This window comes from Vibrio sp. SCSIO 43153 (assembly GCF_023716625.1).
Taxonomy (GTDB): Bacteria; Pseudomonadota; Gammaproteobacteria; order Enterobacterales; family Vibrionaceae; genus Vibrio; species Vibrio rotiferianus.
Genome location: NZ_CP071855.1, coordinates 201,866 through 222,324, shown reverse-complemented (window position 1 = coordinate 222,324; position 20,459 = coordinate 201,866). Strand labels below are relative to the sequence as shown.

18 protein-coding genes are annotated in these 20,459 nt (G+C 42.7%); 6 read left to right on the top strand and 12 right to left on the bottom strand.

Features of this window, described 5'->3' with window-relative positions:
- The 12 genes from J4N37_RS01010 to J4N37_RS00955 all read right to left on the bottom strand — a co-directional run bounded on the left by J4N37_RS01010 (nucleotide 1) and on the right by J4N37_RS00955 (nucleotide 13,876).
- Nucleotides 1-1,662: a GspE/PulE family protein gene (locus J4N37_RS01010; protein ID WP_252041498.1), complete on the bottom strand. Its 1,662-nt coding sequence runs from the start codon at nucleotides 1,660-1,662 to the stop codon at nucleotides 1-3.
- A 24-nt stretch (nucleotides 1,663-1,686) separates the two neighbouring features.
- Nucleotides 1,687-2,472, bottom strand: coding sequence for an ABC transporter permease (locus J4N37_RS01005; protein ID WP_010445188.1), 786 nt, complete (start codon nucleotides 2,470-2,472; stop codon nucleotides 1,687-1,689).
- Between the two features lie 286 nt (nucleotides 2,473-2,758).
- The gene (rfbC, locus tag J4N37_RS01000; RefSeq protein ID WP_010445186.1) at nucleotides 2,759-3,295 is read right to left on the bottom strand and encodes a dTDP-4-dehydrorhamnose 3,5-epimerase; all 537 of its coding nucleotides are present in this window, start codon (nucleotides 3,293-3,295) and stop codon (nucleotides 2,759-2,761) included.
- Nucleotides 3,296-3,297: 2 nt separating this feature from the next.
- Complete coding sequence (gene rfbA / locus J4N37_RS00995) at nucleotides 3,298-4,182, bottom strand: glucose-1-phosphate thymidylyltransferase RfbA (protein ID WP_252041496.1); 885 nt, start codon at nucleotides 4,180-4,182, stop codon at nucleotides 3,298-3,300.
- A gap of 2 nt (nucleotides 4,183-4,184) precedes the next feature.
- On the bottom strand, nucleotides 4,185-5,075 hold the full coding sequence (rfbD, locus tag J4N37_RS00990) for a dTDP-4-dehydrorhamnose reductase (protein ID WP_252041494.1): 891 nt from the start codon (nucleotides 5,073-5,075) through the stop codon (nucleotides 4,185-4,187).
- Nucleotides 5,075-6,157 carry a dTDP-glucose 4,6-dehydratase gene (gene rfbB / locus J4N37_RS00985; protein ID WP_038883485.1) on the bottom strand — a complete coding sequence of 361 codons (1,083 nt, stop codon included), beginning with the start codon at nucleotides 6,155-6,157 and terminating at the stop codon, nucleotides 5,075-5,077. Before rfbB ends, rfbD begins: the two co-directional genes overlap by 1 nt.
- 396 nt (nucleotides 6,158-6,553) lie before the next feature.
- Nucleotides 6,554-8,113: a hypothetical protein gene (locus tag J4N37_RS00980; protein WP_252041492.1), complete on the bottom strand. Its 1,560-nt coding sequence runs from the start codon at nucleotides 8,111-8,113 to the stop codon at nucleotides 6,554-6,556.
- A gap of 78 nt (nucleotides 8,114-8,191) precedes the next feature.
- Nucleotides 8,192-9,157 carry a glycosyltransferase family 2 protein gene (locus J4N37_RS00975; protein ID WP_252041490.1) on the bottom strand — a complete coding sequence of 322 codons (966 nt, stop codon included), beginning with the start codon at nucleotides 9,155-9,157 and terminating at the stop codon, nucleotides 8,192-8,194.
- Nucleotides 9,151-10,068, bottom strand: coding sequence for a glycosyltransferase family protein (locus tag J4N37_RS00970; RefSeq protein WP_252041488.1), 918 nt, complete (start codon nucleotides 10,066-10,068; stop codon nucleotides 9,151-9,153). Before J4N37_RS00970 ends, J4N37_RS00975 begins: the two co-directional genes overlap by 7 nt.
- A gap of 217 nt (nucleotides 10,069-10,285) precedes the next feature.
- Nucleotides 10,286-12,535 (bottom strand): DUF7657 domain-containing protein, encoded by a 2,250-nt coding sequence (locus J4N37_RS00965; protein WP_252041486.1) that lies wholly within the window; start codon nucleotides 12,533-12,535, stop codon nucleotides 10,286-10,288.
- Nucleotides 12,536-12,544: 9 nt separating this feature from the next.
- On the bottom strand, nucleotides 12,545-13,510 hold the full coding sequence (locus tag J4N37_RS00960) for a glycosyltransferase family 2 protein (RefSeq protein WP_252041484.1): 966 nt from the start codon (nucleotides 13,508-13,510) through the stop codon (nucleotides 12,545-12,547).
- A 12-nt stretch (nucleotides 13,511-13,522) separates the two neighbouring features.
- On the bottom strand, nucleotides 13,523-13,876 hold the full coding sequence (locus J4N37_RS00955; RefSeq protein WP_072604294.1) for an SMR family transporter: 354 nt from the start codon (nucleotides 13,874-13,876) through the stop codon (nucleotides 13,523-13,525).
- A gap of 305 nt (nucleotides 13,877-14,181) precedes the next feature.
- Here J4N37_RS00955 and wecA point away from each other — a divergent pair, with 305 nt between their 5' ends.
- The 6 genes from wecA to J4N37_RS00925 all read left to right on the top strand — a co-directional run bounded on the left by wecA (nucleotide 14,182) and on the right by J4N37_RS00925 (nucleotide 20,448).
- Nucleotides 14,182-15,225 (top strand): UDP-N-acetylglucosamine--undecaprenyl-phosphate N-acetylglucosaminephosphotransferase, encoded by a 1,044-nt coding sequence (gene wecA / locus J4N37_RS00950; RefSeq protein ID WP_252041482.1) that lies wholly within the window; start codon nucleotides 14,182-14,184, stop codon nucleotides 15,223-15,225.
- A gap of 184 nt (nucleotides 15,226-15,409) precedes the next feature.
- Nucleotides 15,410-16,351 carry an ADP-glyceromanno-heptose 6-epimerase gene (gene rfaD / locus J4N37_RS00945; RefSeq protein ID WP_010445162.1) on the top strand — a complete coding sequence of 314 codons (942 nt, stop codon included), beginning with the start codon at nucleotides 15,410-15,412 and terminating at the stop codon, nucleotides 16,349-16,351.
- A 113-nt stretch (nucleotides 16,352-16,464) separates the two neighbouring features.
- Nucleotides 16,465-17,439: a lipid A biosynthesis (KDO)2-(lauroyl)-lipid IVA acyltransferase gene (locus J4N37_RS00940; protein ID WP_010445160.1), complete on the top strand. Its 975-nt coding sequence runs from the start codon at nucleotides 16,465-16,467 to the stop codon at nucleotides 17,437-17,439.
- Nucleotides 17,436-18,494, top strand: coding sequence for a lipopolysaccharide heptosyltransferase II (waaF, locus tag J4N37_RS00935; protein WP_252041481.1), 1,059 nt, complete (start codon nucleotides 17,436-17,438; stop codon nucleotides 18,492-18,494). Before J4N37_RS00940 ends, waaF begins: the two co-directional genes overlap by 4 nt.
- On the top strand, nucleotides 18,488-19,765 hold the full coding sequence (waaA, locus tag J4N37_RS00930; RefSeq protein ID WP_252041479.1) for a lipid IV(A) 3-deoxy-D-manno-octulosonic acid transferase: 1,278 nt from the start codon (nucleotides 18,488-18,490) through the stop codon (nucleotides 19,763-19,765). The genes waaF and waaA overlap by 7 nt, the downstream gene beginning before the upstream one ends.
- A gap of 2 nt (nucleotides 19,766-19,767) precedes the next feature.
- On the top strand, nucleotides 19,768-20,448 hold the full coding sequence (locus J4N37_RS00925) for an acyltransferase (protein WP_083388891.1): 681 nt from the start codon (nucleotides 19,768-19,770) through the stop codon (nucleotides 20,446-20,448).
- Nucleotides 20,449-20,459 lie beyond the last annotated feature (11 nt).

Here is a 20,459-nt window from a genome sequence, read left to right as displayed (position 1 = left end):
TTAGCCTACAACACGTAGCACTTCTTCTAGCGTGGTGTCTCCTAATGCTGCTCGCATCAAGGCATCCTGACGTAAATTACGCATATTCTGCTTTTTAGCGACTTGCTGTAACTCTGTCATTTCTAGCTCTGCTGTTTCTTCCTCAGACCAGCCTAACAGTTCGAAAATAGCCAGACGTCCGTGGTAACCAGTGCCATTACATTGGTCACAGCCACACGCTTTGTACCAAGTGACCTGTTGTGGTAACAAGTGCCCCCAACGCGAGTAAACATCTTGGTATCCAAGTGACTGAGCCGCTTGCTCACCATGTCCATCTACTTGCTTACAATGCGGGCATAACTTACGCACAAGACGCTGCGCCATGATGCCAACGACCGTTGATTTAATTAAGTAATCTGGAATGCCGATGTCTTTCAAACGAATAAAGCTGCTTGGTGCATCATTGGTGTGTAACGTCGACAGTACGAAGTGACCTGTTAGCGCAGACTGAATTGCGATTTGTGAGGTTTCTTTATCGCGCATCTCACCAATCAACATGATATCTGGGTCTTGACGAAGTGCAGAACGCAATACGTGAGCGAAGCTCAAACCAATGTCTGAGTTGACTTGGATTTGAGTTAACCCCTTCATTTGGTATTCCACCGGATCTTCTACTGTGATGATTTTAGTTTGATCATCATTGAGCTGGCCAAGAAGTGTATACAAGGAGGTGGTTTTACCGCTACCTGTTGGTCCTGTTATCAGGAAAATACCGGTTTTCTTGCTCAAGATATCTTGAATAATGCCTTTTTGATCAGGCAGCATATCCAGCTCTTTGCGCTGCTGATCTTGGCTTTGCTTCTCGTTCGCAAGCAAACGAAGCACCGCATTCTCACCGTAAACGGTAGGTGTGGTTGCAACACGAATATCGACCTGTAGGCCAGATAGTCGAACACGGATACGACCATCTTGTGGCAGACGCTTTTCTGAAATATCCAAGCCCGCCATTAACTTAATACGCGATAAAATCGCTGAGTGCTGTGCCATTCCTGGCTGATCAACGGTACGTAAAACCCCATCAACACGGTAGCGCACAGAGAATTGTTGCTTGTTTACTTCAAAATGAATATCTGATGCGTTCTCTTTGATTGCACGTTGAATACATTCATTCACAAACTTAACGACAGGAGCCGAACTGCTGTCTTGCTCCGTTAATGCGGTTGCCGTTGTCTGTTGCTCATCTATGGTTGAGAGCAATTGACGCATTTCGTAGTTCGAGCACAACACTGGAATGACATGTAGGTTGTGCGTTCTTAGCAATGACTCAAATACGAAGTCATCCCAAATATCGCTTTGAGCAACAAGTAATTCGTTGTCGTTTTTTAAAAGAGGGAACGCTTGACGCTGCTGCCACCATTCAGCCGGATATAATGACAATGCCAACTCTGACGGTGGCAGATCGCTGCCATAATGCTGCTCTAGAATATCGGCAAGTAAAGGTAACTCTAGCTGTTCACTTAACGCGGCGAGGATATCTTGCTCAGAACACAAGCCATGCGAAACACATAGCTCACCAAAGCGAGCTCGCTTTCCTATCGGGGCTTGTTCCTGAAGAGCGATAATTTGTTCTATGTCCTCATCCGAGATGAGTTGCTTCTGTTTGAGTCGCTCACCTAAAAGCATGATTCCCTCATTTAACATGTTATTTTATAAAATATCTGAAAAGCTCGGACGTAAACGACCGAAGAATTTGTAGGTCATAAAGCCACATACAATGCTCACGACACCCAAAGTGAATAGGTGTGTCATATTTGGCATTTGACCGTACAAGATGCTGCGGATTGCATCCGCTATTGGACTTATTGGGTTGAAGTACAAAACTTGTGCCAGCTCATCTGGCGCAGATTGCGCCGAGAAGAAGACTGTACTCGTAAATAACAATACTGTGATCAAAACCGGCATCATTTGTGACACATCACGAATGAATAGGCCAAGCGCTGACACTAAATATGCGATTGCGGTCAAAGTGCAAACGTACACTAACAAGACCAGTGGCAAATAAATAATGTAGGTATAATCGGCAATGTAGTGGTTGAATGCACCGTAGGCAAATGCAAGCAGTAAACCAAATAAATAGTTCACGCCTGCACTACAAACGGAAATCATTGGCAGCATTGCAACTGGAAAACGTACCTTTTTCACTAGGTTACTGTTGTTTCTAATCACATTACTGGTTGTGGTTAGCACTTCTGCCATATAGGTATGGGTTAAAATACCCACAAACAGCATCAGACCGTAATCGGCTTGCTCTGTCGCTGTTAAATGCCACTTTGCTTTAAATACGGTCAGAAAAACAGTGGAGTAAATGGCAAGCATCATCAAAGGCGTTACAAGATTCCATAGGAAGCCTAGTAATGTACCTTGGTATTTTGCTTTGACTTCTCGACGCACCATAGTGCGGAAAAGTTGACGGTTTTCTTTGGTTGGAAACATGTTTTAGCCAAATTTTGCGAGTCGATATTAATAATGTTGTCTGAATCTGTTCCGTTCAGAGATTGGCTAATTGCCTGTTTTCGACTTTGTGTTCGGTTCTCTGTAGAGGCGAGCATGATACGAAATCTAACCAGAATTTGCACTTTTATTCGGCTATCTTTTGTATCCGCGGGTGTTTTGATAGGTATCAAGATGCAATGGTATTTGATGCATTTACAAAAAGCATAACTCGCCTACTTTTCTATAACGAAAAAGAAAAAAGTGAGGCAATGCCTCACTTCTAATCTTATTTCAGGGAGCTAAAGCTGATGCCTTGCTTGTCTTTCTCTGACAACGCGGGCTCACCCTCTAGCTGCCAGTCAATCGCTAGGTCTGGATCATCCCAACGAATGCTGCGCTCATACTGAGGCGCGTAGTAATCAGTGGTCTTGTAAAGAAACTCAGCGACCTCAGAAAGAACGCTAAAGCCATGTGCAAGGCCTGCAGGAATCCAAAGCTGGCGTTTGTTCTCTGCACTCAGGTTTACGGTAACAACTTTACCAAACGTTTCTGAGTCTTTACGAATATCAACTGCCACATCCAGTACTTCACCAACTGCACAACGTACTAGTTTGCCTTGTGCTTGTTGTTCTTGGTAATGCAATCCACGCAGTACGTTTTTTACTGAGCGAGAATGGTTGTCTTGAACAAATTCGACTTTTTGGCCGATCGCTTCTTCAAAGCGTGCTTGGTTAAAGCTCTCAAAAAAGAAACCGCGATCATCACCATACACTGTCGGTTCGATGATGAATACATCTTTGATTTCAGTAGGGATAACTTTCATGCTTATTCCTCTAGCATGCGCATTAGGTATTGGCCATAAGCATTTTTTGCCAACGGCGCTGCACATTTACGTACTTGATCTGCATCGATAAAGCCCATACGGTAGGCAATCTCTTCCGGTGCTGCAACTTTCAAACCTTGGCGATGCTCGATCGTTTGAATAAAGTTTGTTGCTTCAATCAAACTCTCGTGAGTACCTGTATCTAGCCAAGCATAGCCACGACCCATTCTAGCCACAGAAAGCTCTCCGGACTCTAGGTAAATTCGGTTTAGGTCAGTGATTTCTAACTCGCCACGAGCTGAAGGTTTTAAGCTCTTCGCACGCTCTACCGCTTTCTCATCGTAGAAGTAAAGGCCAGTAACCGCGAAGTTGCTCTTCGGTACTTCTGGTTTTTCTTCTAGAGAAACAGCTGTACCTTCGTCATCAAATTCCACAACACCGTAGCGCTCAGGATCATGAACATGGTAAGCAAATACGGTTGCACCCGAATCTTGGCTGCTCGCTTCCGCCAATTGCTTTTGTAGTGAGTGGCCGTAGAAGATGTTGTCACCCAGCACCAATGCACTCGGAGCACCGTTTAAGAACTCTTCTGCGATAATAAATGCTTGCGCTAGACCATCTGGTGACTCTTGCACTGCGTACTCCAGTGACAAACCCCATTGGCTACCATCACCAAGCAATTGCTCAAAACGTGGGGTGTCTTGAGGCGTACTAATGATCAAGATTTCTTGAATACCTGCTAGCATCAGTGTGCTTAGCGGGTAGTAAATCATTGGCTTATCGTAAATTGGCAGTAGTTGTTTACTTACGGCCATAGTTACTGGGTACAGACGTGTGCCTGAACCACCAGCAAGGATAATACCCTTTCTTTTTTGTGTATTTTGCATTTTTAAGACTCTGTTAATTCTACAAGCATTCGTTCTACGCCGTGCTTCCAATGGGGAATGTTAAGCTCAAATGTTTGCTCAAACTTGGAAGTATCAAGACGTGAATTATGAGGTCTTTGTGCAGGGGTCGGGAAGCTGCTTGTTGGTACTGCATTCACTTCTTTAACGGCCAACTCAATACCGCTACGACGTGCGTAGTCAAAAACGAATTGCGCGTAGTCGTACCATGTGGTTTCACCCGATGCTACTAGGTGGTAAAGACCTGCTACCTCTGGTTTATTTAGCGCAACACGTAACGCATTTGCTGTGCAATCTGCCAACAATTCTGCGCCAGTAGGAGCACCCACTTGATCGTTGATGATTGAAAGTGCTTCTCTTTCTTTCGCCAACTTGAGCATGGTTTTCGCAAAGTTGTGACCACGACTTGCGTATACCCAACTTGTGCGGAAAATCAGATATTTGCTGCAGTGCTGAGCGACTACCTGCTCACCTTGAAGTTTACTAGCACCATACACATTCAATGGAGCAGTTGGAGCTTCTTCTTTACGAGCATGCTCTCCTGAACCGTCGAACACGTAATCTGTAGAGTAGTGTACAAGCCATGCGCCAAGCTTTTCTGCCGCTTTAGCGATAACTTCAACGCTGCCCGCGTTTACTTGATAAGCAACAGCTTGATCATCTTCGGCTTTATCTACGGCAGTGTAGGCTGCAGAGTTAACGATGACGTTAGGCTTAAGCGCTAAAATTGTCTGCTCTAGCCCCTCTGGGTTAGTAAAATCACCACAGTAATCTGCGCTATCAAAGTCGACAGCCGTTACTTCTCCGAGACAGCTTAGGGAGCGTTGCAGCTCCCAACCAACTTGGCCATTTTTACCCAACAATAAGATTCGCATTACTTGCTAGCTCCATATTGCTGGTCAACCCATTGTTGGTACTCACCACTTTGAACGTTCTTCACCCATTCTTGGTTATCTAGGTACCATTGAACGGTTTTTTCGATGCCACTCTCAAATGACTCTTGTGGCTTCCAACCCAGCTCGCGTTCGATCTTGTCTGCGTCAATCGCATAACGACGGTCGTGACCTGGACGATCTTTTACGTAAGTAATTTGTTCTGCGTATGGCGTTGCTTTAGGAACTAAACGATCAAGGATTTTACAGATCGTTTGAACCACTTCTAAGTTTTGCTTCTCGTTGTGACCGCCGATGTTGTATGTTTCACCTACCACACCGTTTAGAACCACTTCTGTAAGTGCACGCGCGTGGTCTTCTACGAATAGCCAGTCACGAATTTGGTCGCCTTTACCGTAGATTGGTAGCGGCTTGTCTGCAAGGGCATTCAAGATAACTAATGGAATTAGCTTTTCAGGGAAGTGGTAAGGTCCGTAGTTGTTAGAGCAGTTAGTCACTAACACTGGCAGACCGTAAGTACGAGCCCATGCACGAACTAAGTGGTCACTTGATGCTTTCGATGCTGAGTACGGGCTACTCGGAGCGTAAGCCGTCGTCTCAGTGAATAGTGGTAGTTCACCGCCTTCAACTTCATCTGGATGTGGCAGATCGCCGTACACTTCATCTGTTGAAATATGGTGGAAGCGAAATGCTTGACGAGCATCTTCTGACAACTCATTCCAATACTTACGCGCACCTTCCAATAGGGTATAAGTACCGATGATGTTGGTATGGATAAATTCAGCAGGGCCGTCAATTGAACGATCAACATGTGACTCAGCAGCAAGGTGCATTACGGCGTCCGGCTGGTACTGTTCAAACAAACGTTTTACGTTGTCCGCATCGCAAATGTCGACCTGCTCAAAGGTGTAACGCTCTGAGTCTGCAACGCTAGCAAGAGACTGTAGGTTGCCTGCGTAAGTCAGTTTATCTACGTTTACTACGCTATGTTCTGTATTCTGAATTAGGTGACGAATAACCGCAGAACCAATAAAGCCTGCCCCACCGGTAACCATTATCTGCACAGCTGATTTTCCTTTGATTGATAATTACTAGATGCCAACTGAATAGCAATCGCGAGATCGTTTCAAACATGCAGCGTGTATTAGGCTACGTATCTGAGACCTCGATAAATATGAAAGACCCAAATCGATCGATAGGGGCATTCTTGATGAACTCTTTCACGAAAAGCCGTCCAAAATCGGAGTCTCTTCGCTCAACCTGTAATCATAACGGCTCTACCCATGAAAATAAAGCATGACCACTGCGGAGGAAAGACTCAATTGGAAATGCGTCAACGCCGTCAGGCAGCCTTGAGAAAATGTGTCAAGTGAGTGCTAATTTTACTTGTGATTACTATCAATTATTTACACACAACAAAAAAGCGCTCCAACAGGAGCGCTTTCGTAGTCAGAGTACTGCTACTTTTTGGTGTTATCCAACAGTAGGTAATCTTTGGTATCTAGAGTAGAAGCATGGTATTTAACATCATAGTCTGTCACCAAGAAACCGAAGCTATCTACGTTAGTATCTGAGTTGTAATCATCCTGTGCGATAGCCATTGGATCGCGATGTACTTTCAGGAACGTATCTTCAACACTTGTATCTGATGTGTAAAGCAATGACGCACTTGCTGAAACTAGGTTAGAACTCCAAATTGCGTCGACGACACTATTACCAAACGAGAACATACCTGGCATATCATTCGGCTTGCTGTAAATAGTGTGACGAATTTGGCCACCAGCATTGTCATCTACGTTTACAAAACTACGTTGAATACGCGCATTGCCTGTGTCTGGAGTCTGGTATGCACGTAAACAGGTGCCTACTTCAGACGCACTTGAACTACAAGCCATTAGCTCTAGTGGTGCGTGCATAGGAACATCTAACGCGCTCATTGAATTGGTTGCATCAATACCCGATGCAGGATTAGACACGCGATCTACTTGACTGAAGTTCCAGTTATTGAACGTACCTTCTGTTTGTAGGTAGTAGTTGCTGCTACCGATGCTGCTAGCAAAACTAAACTGCTCCGGAGCGTTCGGCAGTGCTTGCCACAAATATGAGTAGCCGCTGTACTTAACAAACAACTTCGCACTGTCGATTGTTGCGTCTTGTGGTGGATACCATTGCGGCTTGCTATCAGAATTTGAGTCACCGATTTCTTTTAACTCTAGTGGCTTAGTACCAAGGTTAGTACCTGTGATGAAACGGTACTCTTGAAGTGGACGATAGCGAGACTCTGCTTCTGATTCGTTGATGTTGTCTTGAGTATCGTCAACATGACGGTCGTAACGCACGGCTAGCATTGGTTTGTTACCCAACTCTAACTCAGCGTTAAGTGGTGATACTGACCAGTAGTTGCCGTCCGGCGTGTTAAAACCAAATACGCCTGTTGGTTCGCCACGATCATCGAAAGTTTGTTTCTTAGAAGTAAATGTTGGTGGCTTAGCTCCTGACGTAATACATTTTTTCTCTTGCGTCAGTGTTGCTGGCGGTGTTGTAAATGTCATTGAACCATTTAGTACGTTCTTTTGGTATGACACTGCATCTAAGAATACAATGTTATTGCGCTGAAGCAATTGGTAAGTTGTAAGGTAACCATTTGATGGAATAAGCGATTGGTTAAACGACAACTTGCCGTTTTTCCATTCTGCGGCACCAGGAACAAAGTCTTTGATCATTCGGCCGTTGGCATCGTGAATTGCCACACGAACTGATGGCGAGCTAACTTTTGTCGCTAGGACAACATTTTTGTAGTCAACTTCTGGCTCTTCATCAGGCTTAGCTGGATCAGGGTCTTCGTAGAATACCTCTTCCGCATAAACAGAACATGTCGAGTTACTGCTTGCCGCTTTCTCAACATAAAAAGAAGCAAACTCAATATTATATTTTGGTGCTGGTGCAGAGCCACCGCTACTACCACCACAACCGGCAAGAATTAATGGAGTCAGTATTGCTAAGGGAGTCAGTTTGTTCATCGAATTAAGCCTCGCCAAAAAGTTGTCGTAATTTCCTTTGCTACAACCAATAAGCAATATCGATGCCAAAATATCCAATTATAGTTTCAAAAGAACCACTATCATGAGAAGTACCGTGCCTAAAGCATGGCTACGACCTAACATACCATGTTGATATAGCGATATTTTTTTCATTAGGCTGGATCGAGGGAGCTCGGAAATCCCCCTCAATTGTTCAAGTTCTTTCTTTGCCTCTAGCTCATCCATCTCTTTGCCATATATGCGGAGAAAGGCTGCCGCCTGCTTGACCACATCATGCACACTTTGCTCAAAGCGTTGGAACTGCTTCCCTATCCCGCGTAGCGAGCGCTTTTTAGCTCCAATCGTGTTGAATTGATGCTGACGGTAGGCAATAAGGGGCTTTTCGATAAAAATCAACACTCCAAATTGCTTTGCCACAAGAGCCAACCACCAATCATGCATGTAGGCATCTGATGGGATAGGCAATGATTTATCTATCAAAGCTCGATTAAAAATACTGGTGCAACCAGATACCGTATTTTGCTGTAGTAAGTTGCCCCAATCTGATGGCCATGAATATGGGATGTTCTTGAACTTAAAGTAAGAGTCGGCAATTAACTGGCAACGGTTATCGACAATGTGCATTTCACTGTACGCTAGCGCAGGAATAGCTGAACCAATGTAAGGCTTTATGCTTTCATAGCTGGTAACAATTTTATCTTCAAACCAAACATCATCTTGATCGCACAACATGACTAAAGGGGCAGACGTTAACTCGATTCCGCGACAAAAATTGCCGCTAGGTCCCAAGCTTTTGCCGCTGGATGGCACCCACTTGATTAAAGAGTCAGAACTAGCGTAATCGGCAACAATCGCTTCAGTCGCATCTGAAGAGCCGTCATCAATGATAATGAAAGACTTAACCAAGCTTGAATAAGCTTGGTTATTTTGGATAGATTCAATTTGCTCTTTTAGGTAAACAGCACCGTTGTATGTCGCTAAAACAATATCAATACAAGGCTGAACTTGAAATACGTTTAACACGCCTCACGTTCCAACAGTTCATCTACAGCGCGAGAGCGACTTATTTCAATCGACTCCACCGCATTAATTGGCTTTACAACAACACGTGTGTTTGCGACAACTGGCTGAGCTGAACTGGTTGAGGCCGGAAGGTAAAGGTGAGAGCGCTTTGCTGCGACTTTCTTTCGACTAAAACAGTAACGAAACACACTGCTAACATGCCATACAAAGAACTTACTGAACATTTTTTTGCTGTCACGTTGACGCCAGTGAATCGCCTTTACGTCTTCCACTAACTCTACTGGAATACCAGCCTTTGATGCACGGTAGCAAAAGTCGATATCCTCGCAGTACATGTAATAACGCTCATCCAAACCACCAAGCTTCTTATATAGAGGTGCGTTTATAGCAATGAAAGCACCACTTGCCCAGTAACGCCCATCTTCAGGTAAGCCTTGTTTTCGGTCGATCATCGTTGAGCGGTTGCCTAAGAGGTAGGTTTTTGCAAACTGATACAAACGCGGATAACGCCTGATGTTGTCATCGGTTGTAGTAAAATCTTCATCGAGGAATAGATTACCAGCCAAGATACCTTGAGGCTTATCAGTCAGTGACTTACGAAGCTCTTGAATCGTTGTTGGTGTTAGCTCAACGTCTGGATTGAATAGCACAAAGTAATCATCATCTTGTGGTTCTAAGTGCTCTCGATAGTAAACAAAGTTCAAATTATTATTTACTGCATAACCACACGAATAACGATTCTCAATATAGATAATTTCATGTGCTGAGCAATACTCTCGAAGTCTTGCATCACCAGTATTATCTCGACAAATAACGGTTACATCTTCATTTTCTGCCAGTTGTGCAAGTGAATTTAATTTCGCGATCATTTCATAATGATTGTGTGAAATTGTTGAGATGATTATGCGCATTATTTGCTCTTATATACCTAGCTTCTGAATTTAATTTGTTATTGAGAGCAACTCTCAATAACAAGCCACCAACAGGCGAAATTACCAATTTCAGTACTACAGGATGGGTCAAGATTTCACTTATGGCAAATGTGACATCACGATGATAAAGCGACCTTACGCAGACTTCAACCTTACAAAGTCAGCATTCAGTTAACCTTTAACCAATCAAGTAGACTTAAAACTTACATTGATATCGGCCTAAACCTTGTCCAATATTTAATACAACATCACCAAACAAAGAACTTTTACTTACAATACAGAGCCCCGAGTTATCCAGTTTTGAAAGGTACTTATCTATATTTTGGACATATATTTCAAAGCCAGAATATGCCAGCCTCTTATCATTTAACGCTCGAGCAACATCTGGCCTGAATACACTCCTGGCAAACAAAATATCGTCCTTATCAAACTGCCCAATGAGATCTATTCTTTCGGATGGTGCCCACCCCTGAATTAGCATTTCGTTTTCTTTTAGAGAGACGACATCAATACTACCAGAACGCGAAGACGTACTTGAAAACTGAGCGCTCTGACCTGTTTCATAAGTTAGGTCAACGAACTTCAACTCTTCATGTGCATTTAAGTAAGACTTACTTGGTAAGACATCAACAATAGGCACTGTAACTACGTCAGGTGAAGTTGCTTCTGGGACATCAACTGAGTTAGAAAGCATGATATGAGCATAACGATTGAATGTCACATTCAAAGCTTCATCTGAAAGCTCTGGATACATTTTCGCAAAGAAAGGGATCTTCGGTTGAATCAACACTGTTGTAAACGAGTTCATCCCTAAACCGGATAAAATCGCCCCAGGATAATCTCTAGATACAACCCATTTATCACGTTTATTTGATGAATGAGCACCATCATCATGTTCAACAGCACCAGTAATTCGCTCAATAGGATATGCAGTTGAAGCTAGAGACTTCACTTCAGGTTTGTTATGTAACTCGAAAATTGGAAACGCTGTTTGAGCAGGATTAAACCAAGAATACGAGAGGGCATTAGGTAAGAGGGCAATAAGTAGAATAGCTAACGCGCCTTTTTGATGGCTTAGCGCACCCTTTTTAAATGCAAAGAAACACCAAATACCTAGCACTAATAGCGCTGATAACTCAAATAAGGACTTCTTACCCCAAGGTATCAAAGACAATATTGATGGCAATGAAACTGAGAATACAAAGAAACTCAAGAATAACAACACTCTCAGCGGCGTTAGGCGAATGGTCCCTGTAACCAAAACAACCAGAGATAGGTAGTTAATAACTAAGCCACTTAAAAATACCATCCGATTCGATGGAATTTGGTCTAGTAGCATTATTTTTGCTAGGAACGACGGTACAGGGAGTAGCATCCACGCAGTAGCGACTCCAAAGAGTATAAGAGAACATGTTAATGCGCGCTTAACGAGAGGCTTGGTTGTATCAGGCGTGACAAAGAAGGCCGTTGCAACAGGTAGTAAACTGGCTATTGCACCTACTTCGCAAATGTTCAACCCGATCAAATTATCAAAATTCGAATGTGTTAAGAATGGGACAATCGTAGATAACCACAATAACCATTCACTTTGCCCTCCGACTGAGACTCTTTGCCCCGGGTAAACCGTACCCATCATCGCAGGAATGATATCTTTGTAATAAAACAGCGTTATAGCTACAGCAAATAGGCACGCGATCGCGGTAAAGCATAGTTGAGGAAGTGATCGCTTCCACCAATCACTTTGATGAATAAACAAAAGGAGAACACCAAAGTAAGCAACAGATATGATTACAGGTGGGTATGTATGCGATAACAACCATACAACAGCAACAAAAGTCAGCTTAAAGTAGTGATAGACGGAATGTTTCCATTCTAGAACGACCAGCAAAAGCCAAGAGCTCAGAGCAAGTACTGGCCCCAAGGTCGTCCACCAAAACTGAACAAAGCCTGTAAAAAACAAGGTAAGAGCAAACAGTGCTGAGTAAATACCTCGCGCTTTGGTATCATCCACAAAATCTTCAAGACACTTACTCGCGAGTCGCTTCCAACCGAGTAGAAAGGCAACAATGATCAGCCCGTGATGTAAAGCAAACGCACGTGCTGGTTCAAATATCCAAAATGGCCACATGAGCGGCTTAAATACCAGCGCCCAGTCCCATAAAGGCAGCGCATTAAAACCTCGCAAGTCTTGGTGGTACACTGACAACTCATTAAACCGCTCAAAGCCGTTAAGCACTGCCATTTGCATGTAAGGTGTCCACACCACCCATTCATCAGAACGAATCATTCGTGGCGACGCCCAAAGCAAGCCTTCGCCTTTATAACCAAACAATTCCAATACAATACCGTACGAAGATGGTGTAATAGCAAACACTGTTATTGGGATTAATAATGCAACGCAAAACCAATCGAACTTATCAAGCGCTAGCCGTCTGAGAGATTTCAAATTATGCCCTTACTTTTTCTTTGCACCAGAAAACCAGCGTTGCAATGGCTTACTTGGGACATGTGTCATGTCATGATCAATTGCGCTCAGAAGGAGCTGGAAACCCATGATAATAGGCAATACTGCTAGCATTACAGTACCTGTGCTTGCTTCTTCTCCACTAACAATTGAACCAATCCAGTGGCTTCCACCCCAGAACGTTCCAAATATCATTAGCACTAAAGCAAGTACTAACTCCATGCTTGCACCATTAAAGTCACGCAAGAAGTAATTGTAAAACACGCGTTTGAAGAATGCTTTTAAATAAAGTGGCGGGAAATCTACAAGTACTTTTTTGACTGACAGGTTACTCACCTCATCGCCATAAATCGCGTCCATCGGAATATCTTGTACAACTGCACGTAACGTTCCTAAACGGAATAACATATCACTCTCGAAGAAGTAGCGACGACTTAGCTTCTCTAAAGGCATTAAGCGCAATGCTTGGGCATGGATAGCGGTATATCCATTTGTTGGGTCCATGACGTTCCAGTAGCCACTAGAGACTTTATTGATAAAGGAGAGTGCAGCGTTACCAAATTTACGAACAAATGGCATAGACGTAAGAGATTCAAGAGTAAAGAATCGAGAGCCTTTCGTGTAATCAGCACGGCCTTGAATGATAGGTTCAATGAAGTGAGGCAACAAAGATGGGTCCATCTGTCCATCACCATCTACCTTCACGACAATATCCATGTCATCTTCTAATGCCTGTTGGTAAGCCGTGACAATAGCACCGCCGACACCTTGGTTCTCAGAATGCCAAAGTACTTTAACTCGCTCATCTTGGTTGTTTTCAATCACAAAGTTTCCTGACTGCTCAGGGCAACAATCATCTACTACGTAAATTGTATCAACCTCAGTTCCAATACCTTCGATCACTGAAAGAATGTGAGATTTAACTTTGTAGCACGGGATGGCAACAGCGACTTTCATTTATATAACCCCTTAACGAACAATGACCAGTAGGCCAGAGATGATTAAGCCTGTACCAAACAATGTACGCCATTGAAAAGGCTCATTTAAAAACAGCATCCCTAATAACGGAACAATGACAAAGGCTAATGCCATAAATGGATAAGCAACAGAAAGAGGAACTAAGCGTAGTGCATAAACCCATAAAACAGTTGCCAATCCATATATGATCAAGGCAGAAAATAGGTACTTGTTAAAAACAAAACCTGTTAATGAGGCCATTGATATTGCTGTAGGAAAATATGGTGAGGCAAGTTTGAATAAGATCTGTCCTATCGAAATGCCTAGGACGCACACCAAGATGATCGCGATGTTAAAGAGTGTCATTTTGTGTCGGTTAGTAGTCAATTTATGCGCTAATTTAACACAACACGCAGAACAGTTTCATCATCAACAAGTAAAACTTCGTATTTGAGAAAGTACGATTACCGATTTCTGAGCACTATGACCTAAACAATAAGTTTATTAATAATACTTATCTTCAGAAGATTTTATATCGACCTAGATGATAACGAATAATAAGTACATAATTGATACAAATCTAATGCATGGGTAACTTTTACCTGAGGACAGTTTTGCGTTAAAATTGTCTCGCGACGCGTGACGCCAAGACTGCTAGGTTATCGATTTTTATGCTTGAAGAACTCTTTTATCTTTTTCTCTTTTCTTTTGCTGTTCAGCTGATTATGAGAAAAATTGCCAAAACAATTGGCTTAGCAGATCGCCCTAATGAACGAAAGCTTCATGAGGGGACATTCCCATTAGTAGGTGGCTTGTCTATTTGTATTGTGCTTGCACAATACCTTGTCTTCAGAACTCATGATGTTCCGCAAAGCAATATGTTCGTTATTTGTATCAGCATTCTGGCTGTTATTGGCGCATTTGACGATAAGTTTGATGTTAGCTTTAAGCTGCGCCTTGTGATTCAAGCTCTTGTCTCTATCGCAATGATAAACATCGCTGGTATTGAGTTACATTCACTCGGCAATATTCTCGGTTTAGGCTCCATAGAACTCGGTTTTATCAGTCCAATACTGACCGTACTGGCCGTAATTGCAGCCATCAATGCATTCAACATGATCGATGGTATTGATGGACTACTCGGTGGATTATCTATCGTAACTTTCCTATCTCTTGCTTACCTCTTGGGCTCAGATGCACATAAAGGGCTGAGCTTCCTTTGCTTGTTAATTGTCACCGCAATGCTGCCTTATACCATTATGAACCTTGGCCTATTAGGGAAACGCTGGAAAATTTTCATGGGCGACGCGGGTAGTATGCTGATCGGCTTTACAGTCATATGGCTGCTTCTAAGTGCAAGCCAAACACCAAGTACAACATCTATCCGCCCTGTTACGGCCTTGTGGTTAATTGCAGTGCCATTGATGGATATGGTTACCGTGGTTGTGCGCAGAGCCAAACGTGGTGATTCACCATTCCGACCAGACCGTGAACATATTCACCACATTTTGCAGCGAATTGGTTTCAGCTCTCGTCAAACATTAGCAATCATATGTACGCTCGCAACTGGCTTGGCAGGAATTGGAATTTTAGGTGAAATTTATAACATAGAGGATTACGTGATGTTCTACCTCTTTGTTTTTGCATTTTTAGCTTACGCAAAAATCCTTTCTTACTCACGAAAGACATTCACTCTTGCCAGTCAGAAAAACTAGTCGTCTGCATTAAGCTCAATGACTAATCTATGCATTCATGCCGCTTGATAGGTAAGCCTATCGGTTAATAGCTAGACAGAAGCACTGAGGTAAATACTGCTCTTTTGTTGAATTTCGTATTCTCGCTACTCCAGATATTCTCTGTTATCATCAAGTATTATTCGTTATTTATGGTGGATGTTTTATGATCATCGTAACTGGTGGTGCTGGCATGATTGGCAGCAACATTGTTAAAGCACTAAATGAAGCTGGCATCAATGATATCTTGGTTGTTGACAACTTAAAAAACGGCAAAAAGTTCAAAAACTTAGTTGACTTAGATATCACTGATTACATGGATCGTGATGACTTCTTGACTCAAGTTATGGCTGGCGATGATTTTGGCCCTATTGAGGCTGTATTCCACGAAGGCGCATGTTCTGCTACTACCGAATGGGATGGTAAGTACATGATGCTAAACAATTATGAGTACTCTAAAGAGCTACTTCATTACTGTTTGGATAGAGAAATCCCATTCTTATACGCTTCCTCTGCTGCCACTTATGGCGAAACAGACACTTTCATTGAAGAAGCTGAGTATGAAGGTGCGCTAAATGTGTACGGTTACTCTAAGCAGCAATTTGATAACTACGTACGTCGTTTATGGCTCGATGCTGAAGAACACGGCGAAAAGCTTTCTCAGATTACCGGTTTTCGTTATTTCAACGTTTACGGCCCTCGTGAAGATCATAAAGGTAGCATGGCCTCGGTTGCTTTCCACCTAAACAACCAGATTAACGCAGGTGAAAACCCTAAGCTATTCGAAGGTAGTGAGCACTTTAAACGTGATTTCATCTACGTCGGTGACGTTTGTAAAGTAAATTTATGGTTCCTTGAAAATGGTGTATCTGGTATTTACAACTGCGGTACAGGACGTGCAGAGTCATTTGAAGAGGTTGCGAAAGCAGTAATTACTCATCATAAGCAAGGGGAAATTCAAGCCATCCCATTCCCAGAGCACCTAAAGGGCGCATACCAAGAATTCACTCAAGCTGATTTAACTAAGCTTCGTGCGGCTGGCTGTGATGTTGAGTTCAAATCAGTTGCCGAAGGTGTCGCTGAATATATGGCGATCATTAATAAGTAATAGATACTTAGTAAGCCTCAATTTTCCAAAGTTGAGGCTTAATTCATAATGTCTCTCAGTTGTCATTCAAATAGCTTCTGTCCTTATAAATAACGTTTGTTATGAATACTAAAATGAATACTACTTCTAATGAGTATGAGCCCAAATTCCAATGGGCCTTTTTGCACCCTAAACATTGGGGGCTTTGGCTAGCCATACTTTTTATTTTGCCAATTAGCTTGCTTCCTTTAAAAGTTCACCGCGCTATTGCTCGATTCATTGCCAACAAACTGGCAAACAAACGTAAGAGTACGATTTTAAATGTGTGGGTTAACTTATCTTTATGTTTTCCAGATAAAAGTGATGAAGAAAAAGAAGAGCTACTGCGAAAAACACTTACCGTCGCCGGCACCTTCTTACTTAACTTTCCACTAGTCACTTTACTCGGAAAGAGATACCTAGAAAAAAATACGGTGGTTCATGGGTTAGAGCATCTAGAAGAAGCACAAGCGAAAGGGTACAACATTTTACTTCTTGCTCCTCACTCATGGCCTATTGATATCTTGCCAGTGTTTCTTGCATCTAAAGGTATGCCTGTCGCGGCGATGGCAAAGAAACAGAAAAACCCTATCGGCGATTGGTTGATGTACCGCCAACGAGTCCAGTTTGGTGGGCGCATTCATGAGCGTGACTTAGGCGTAAAACCATTCCTTAAGTCTATTCGCGAAGGCTTTCTCGGCTATTACCTACCCGACCAAGATCACGGTAGAGAGCTAAGTGTATTCGTGGACTTTTTTGGGGTGCCAAAAGCGACCTTACCAGGCATGGGAAAATTAGCTAAACTCAGCAAAGCAGTTGTTATTCCGACATTTTCTCGATTTAACATCAACACTGGTCAATATGAAATATCGATAAAAGAACCTTGGTATGACTTCCCATCAGGGGATGAACTGGTTGATGCTAGGCGTATGAACGCATTTATCGAAGACGAAGTGGTTCAAGACCCAACTCAGTACATGTGGATATTCCAATTACTCAGAAATAGGCCAGACCCAACCGAAAGCAACCCTTACCAACATGAAAAGTTCAAGAAGAAGATCGTAAAATGAAAAAGGTTTTAGTTATCGGTCCGTCATGGGTTGGCGATATGGTAATGTCTCAGGCGTTATATATCACTCTCAAACAAGCGCACCCAGATGTACTTATCGATGTGATGGCCCCTGGCTGGTGTAAACCCATTCTAGAAAGGATGCCTGAAGTTAACCAAGCTATCGAAATGCCTCTTGGTCATGGTGAATTCAATTTCTGGGGGCGTCGAGAGCTAGGTAAAACTCTACGTTCCAACAGTTACGACCACGCTTTTGTCCTACCAAATTCAGCTAAGTCTGCGCTGATACCTTGGTTCGCGAATATCCCAACAAGAACTGGGTGGCGAGGAGAGATGCGTTATGGCCTACTCAATGACCTTCGACCGAATAAAAAGTCATTCCAGTTCATGGTGGAACGTTATGTTGCACTAGCCTACCCTCTGGCGGAAATGAAAGACTCATCGTCTCTTCCTGGGATTGAAAACCTTCCTCGACCTAAATTGTCTGTTGATGAAACGCAACTACAAGATACCATCGCAAAGTTTGGACTATCTCAAAACACTCCGGTTCTAGGTCTGTGCCCTGGGGCTGAGTTTGGGCCAGCCAAAAAGTGGCCAGAAACACACTACGCTAAAGTCGCTGAGGCAAAAGCAAGCGAAGGCCAACATGTCTGGCTGTTTGGTTCTAAAAAAGATTTGTTAACTTGTGAGAACATAAAATCTAACGTAAGTGATAAGTATAAGGACAACATTCATATTCTTGCTGGAGCCACCAGTTTAATTGAAGCTGTTGATTTACTATCAGCCTGCCAAACAGTTGTAAGCAATGATTCTGGCTTAATGCACGTAGCAGCGTCTGTCGGCTGTAATGTGGTAGCAGTGTATGGTTCAACCTCACCTAAATACACGCCTCCCCTCGCGGAAAAAGTCGAAATTGTGCACACCGACATTGAGTGCCGACCTTGTTTTAAACGTGAATGTCAGTTTAAACACCTCAAGTGCTTAAGCGACCTAAGCCCTGAACAGGTCCTAAACAGTATCAAAAAGTTAGAAGCGATAACGGTAGAACCATGCTAATACGAGCCTTCTATACTGCACTACTTTTCATCGTATCCCCTTTTTTACTAATGGGGCTTTACAAGAAAAAAAACAATAAACCCCCATTTGGTTCTCGTTGGAAAGAACATTTTGGTTTCACTCCTCGAATAACCCAAAAACGAGAGGGAAAACCTATCTGGATTCATGCGGTGTCAGTGGGTGAGAGCATAGCAGCAACGCCTTTGATTAAAGCAATCAAAGAGAAAGATCCAGAACAGGTCGTTGTTGTAACTACCACAACGAGTACAGGTGCGGCACAGATTTCTAAGCTGGGCAGCTTGGTTGAGCACAGATACATGCCAATTGACTTCAGCTTCGCAATAAAAGGTTTTTTAAGAGCGATTCAGCCGAAGCAAATGTTAATCATTGAAACTGAACTTTGGCCAAATACGCTTAATACTGTTCATAAGGCAGGAATCCCAATTACGGTTGTCAATGCACGTCTATCAAAGAAATCTTGCAGTCACTATAAGAGGGTTCAACCACTCTTCAATCTTATGATTCCTTGCTTAGATAAACTTCTTTGCCAATCAGCATCTGATGAAGCTCATTTCGCAGAGCTAGGAGTGCCTCAAGATAAACTAGCCGTGACTGGGTCCATTAAATTCGATTTAAAAATTCCTGAAAATGCAATCACCGAAGGGAACCATCTGAGAGCTGGAATTGGTGAAAACAGACCGGTTTGGATTGCTGCGAGCACTCACCCCAAAGAGGATGAAATCGTACTTTCAGCACACTCTAAGTTGCTAAAACATATACCAAGTGCGCTTCTTATCATTGTCCCTCGCCACCCCGAACGATTTGAGCATGTGAGTGATTTGATTACTAAGTCTGGATTTACTAGTGAGAGGCGATCTCAATGCACACAAATCACGCCACAAACTCAAGTCTACCTAGCTGATACAATGGGTGAAATGCTGACTTTGCTACAAGCTTCCGATGCATGCTTTATGGGCGGCAGTTTAATTGGAGAGAAAGTCGGTGGTCATAACGTTTTAGAGCCAGCAGCGCTAGGCATTCCTATTGTTAACGGGCCGAGTTACTATAACTTCAATGAGGTTGTCCCTGAATTGATTAAAAGAAAGCTAATCAAGATATCATCTAATGATGTCGAAATTGCCGACACAATTGGTGAACTACTCACCGACAAAGAGATGTCTATAAATCACCAGCAGGAGCTAAAAGAATTTGTAAGCGATTTTCAAGGCTCTATTTCAAGGACCCTCAACTTTGTTTATAAGAATATATAAAAATGAAATTAGTTAGCAAACTGTACTATTACATTAGAGCTATTCCAAAAACCTTATTGTTTAATTTCTATTACTTACCGTTCAGCCAGGCTATTAAACTGCCCATTATCGTATGTCATAAAACAAAGTTTGAGTCATTAAGTGGGAAAGTGGCACTTATAAATGAACCTTCTTTTGCAAGAGTTCGACTAGGTTTCGGGAAAATTCAAACCATCGATAGTACCAGAGCTAGATTTATATGGAATCTCAGTAAAAGCGGTCAAGTCTCTTTCTCTAAGAATGTCAAAATCGGTGTTGGCAGTAAATTACATGTTGATGGACACCTTTTTTTTGGAAGCTATTGTAACTTTACAGGCGATGTCACGATTATATGTAAGGACAGAATTCATTTTGAAGGGCACAACTTGATATCATGGCAGAGCTTGTTTATGGATACCGACTTTCATCCCATTATTGATAACTCTACTTCATTGCAGGTGAATAAAGACAAGCCAATATATATCGCAAAGCAGGCCTGGTTTGGAACGCGAACCACAGTATTGAAAGGAACAAGGGTAAACACTAATACGATAGTGGCTGCGGGTGCTGTGTTGACAGGAAAAGAGTACCAAGGTTCCTCATATCTAGGGGGAAACCCAGCAAAAGTTATTGGTGATATGAATGGTAAACATTTTGTCGACTAGTATTAATACAC

Bases quoted from the DNA above. Each gene is read 5' to 3' on its own strand.
- J4N37_RS01010 (WP_252041498.1), bottom strand. From the start codon at position 1,662: ATGCTTTTAGGTGAGCGACTCAAACAGAAGCAACTCATCTCGGATGAG.
- J4N37_RS01005 (WP_010445188.1), bottom strand. From the start codon at position 2,472: ATGTTTCCAACCAAAGAAAACCGTCAACTTTTCCGCACTATGGTGCGT.
- rfbC (WP_010445186.1), bottom strand. From the start codon at position 3,295: ATGAAAGTTATCCCTACTGAAATCAAAGATGTATTCATCATCGAACCG.
- rfbA (WP_252041496.1), bottom strand. From the start codon at position 4,182: ATGCAAAATACACAAAAAAGAAAGGGTATTATCCTTGCTGGTGGTTCA.
- rfbD (WP_252041494.1), bottom strand. From the start codon at position 5,075: ATGCGAATCTTATTGTTGGGTAAAAATGGCCAAGTTGGTTGGGAGCTG.
- J4N37_RS00980 (WP_252041492.1), bottom strand. From the start codon at position 8,113: ATGAACAAACTGACTCCCTTAGCAATACTGACTCCATTAATTCTTGCC.
- J4N37_RS00970 (WP_252041488.1), bottom strand. From the start codon at position 10,068: ATGCGCATAATCATCTCAACAATTTCACACAATCATTATGAAATGATC.
- J4N37_RS00960 (WP_252041484.1), bottom strand. From the start codon at position 13,510: ATGAAAGTCGCTGTTGCCATCCCGTGCTACAAAGTTAAATCTCACATT.
- J4N37_RS00955 (WP_072604294.1), bottom strand. From the start codon at position 13,876: ATGACACTCTTTAACATCGCGATCATCTTGGTGTGCGTCCTAGGCATT.
- wecA (WP_252041482.1), top strand. From the start codon at position 14,182: ATGCTTGAAGAACTCTTTTATCTTTTTCTCTTTTCTTTTGCTGTTCAG.
- rfaD (WP_010445162.1), top strand. From the start codon at position 15,410: ATGATCATCGTAACTGGTGGTGCTGGCATGATTGGCAGCAACATTGTT.
- J4N37_RS00940 (WP_010445160.1), top strand. From the start codon at position 16,465: ATGAATACTACTTCTAATGAGTATGAGCCCAAATTCCAATGGGCCTTT.
- waaF (WP_252041481.1), top strand. From the start codon at position 17,436: ATGAAAAAGGTTTTAGTTATCGGTCCGTCATGGGTTGGCGATATGGTA.
- waaA (WP_252041479.1), top strand. From the start codon at position 18,488: ATGCTAATACGAGCCTTCTATACTGCACTACTTTTCATCGTATCCCCT.
- J4N37_RS00925 (WP_083388891.1), top strand. From the start codon at position 19,768: ATGAAATTAGTTAGCAAACTGTACTATTACATTAGAGCTATTCCAAAA.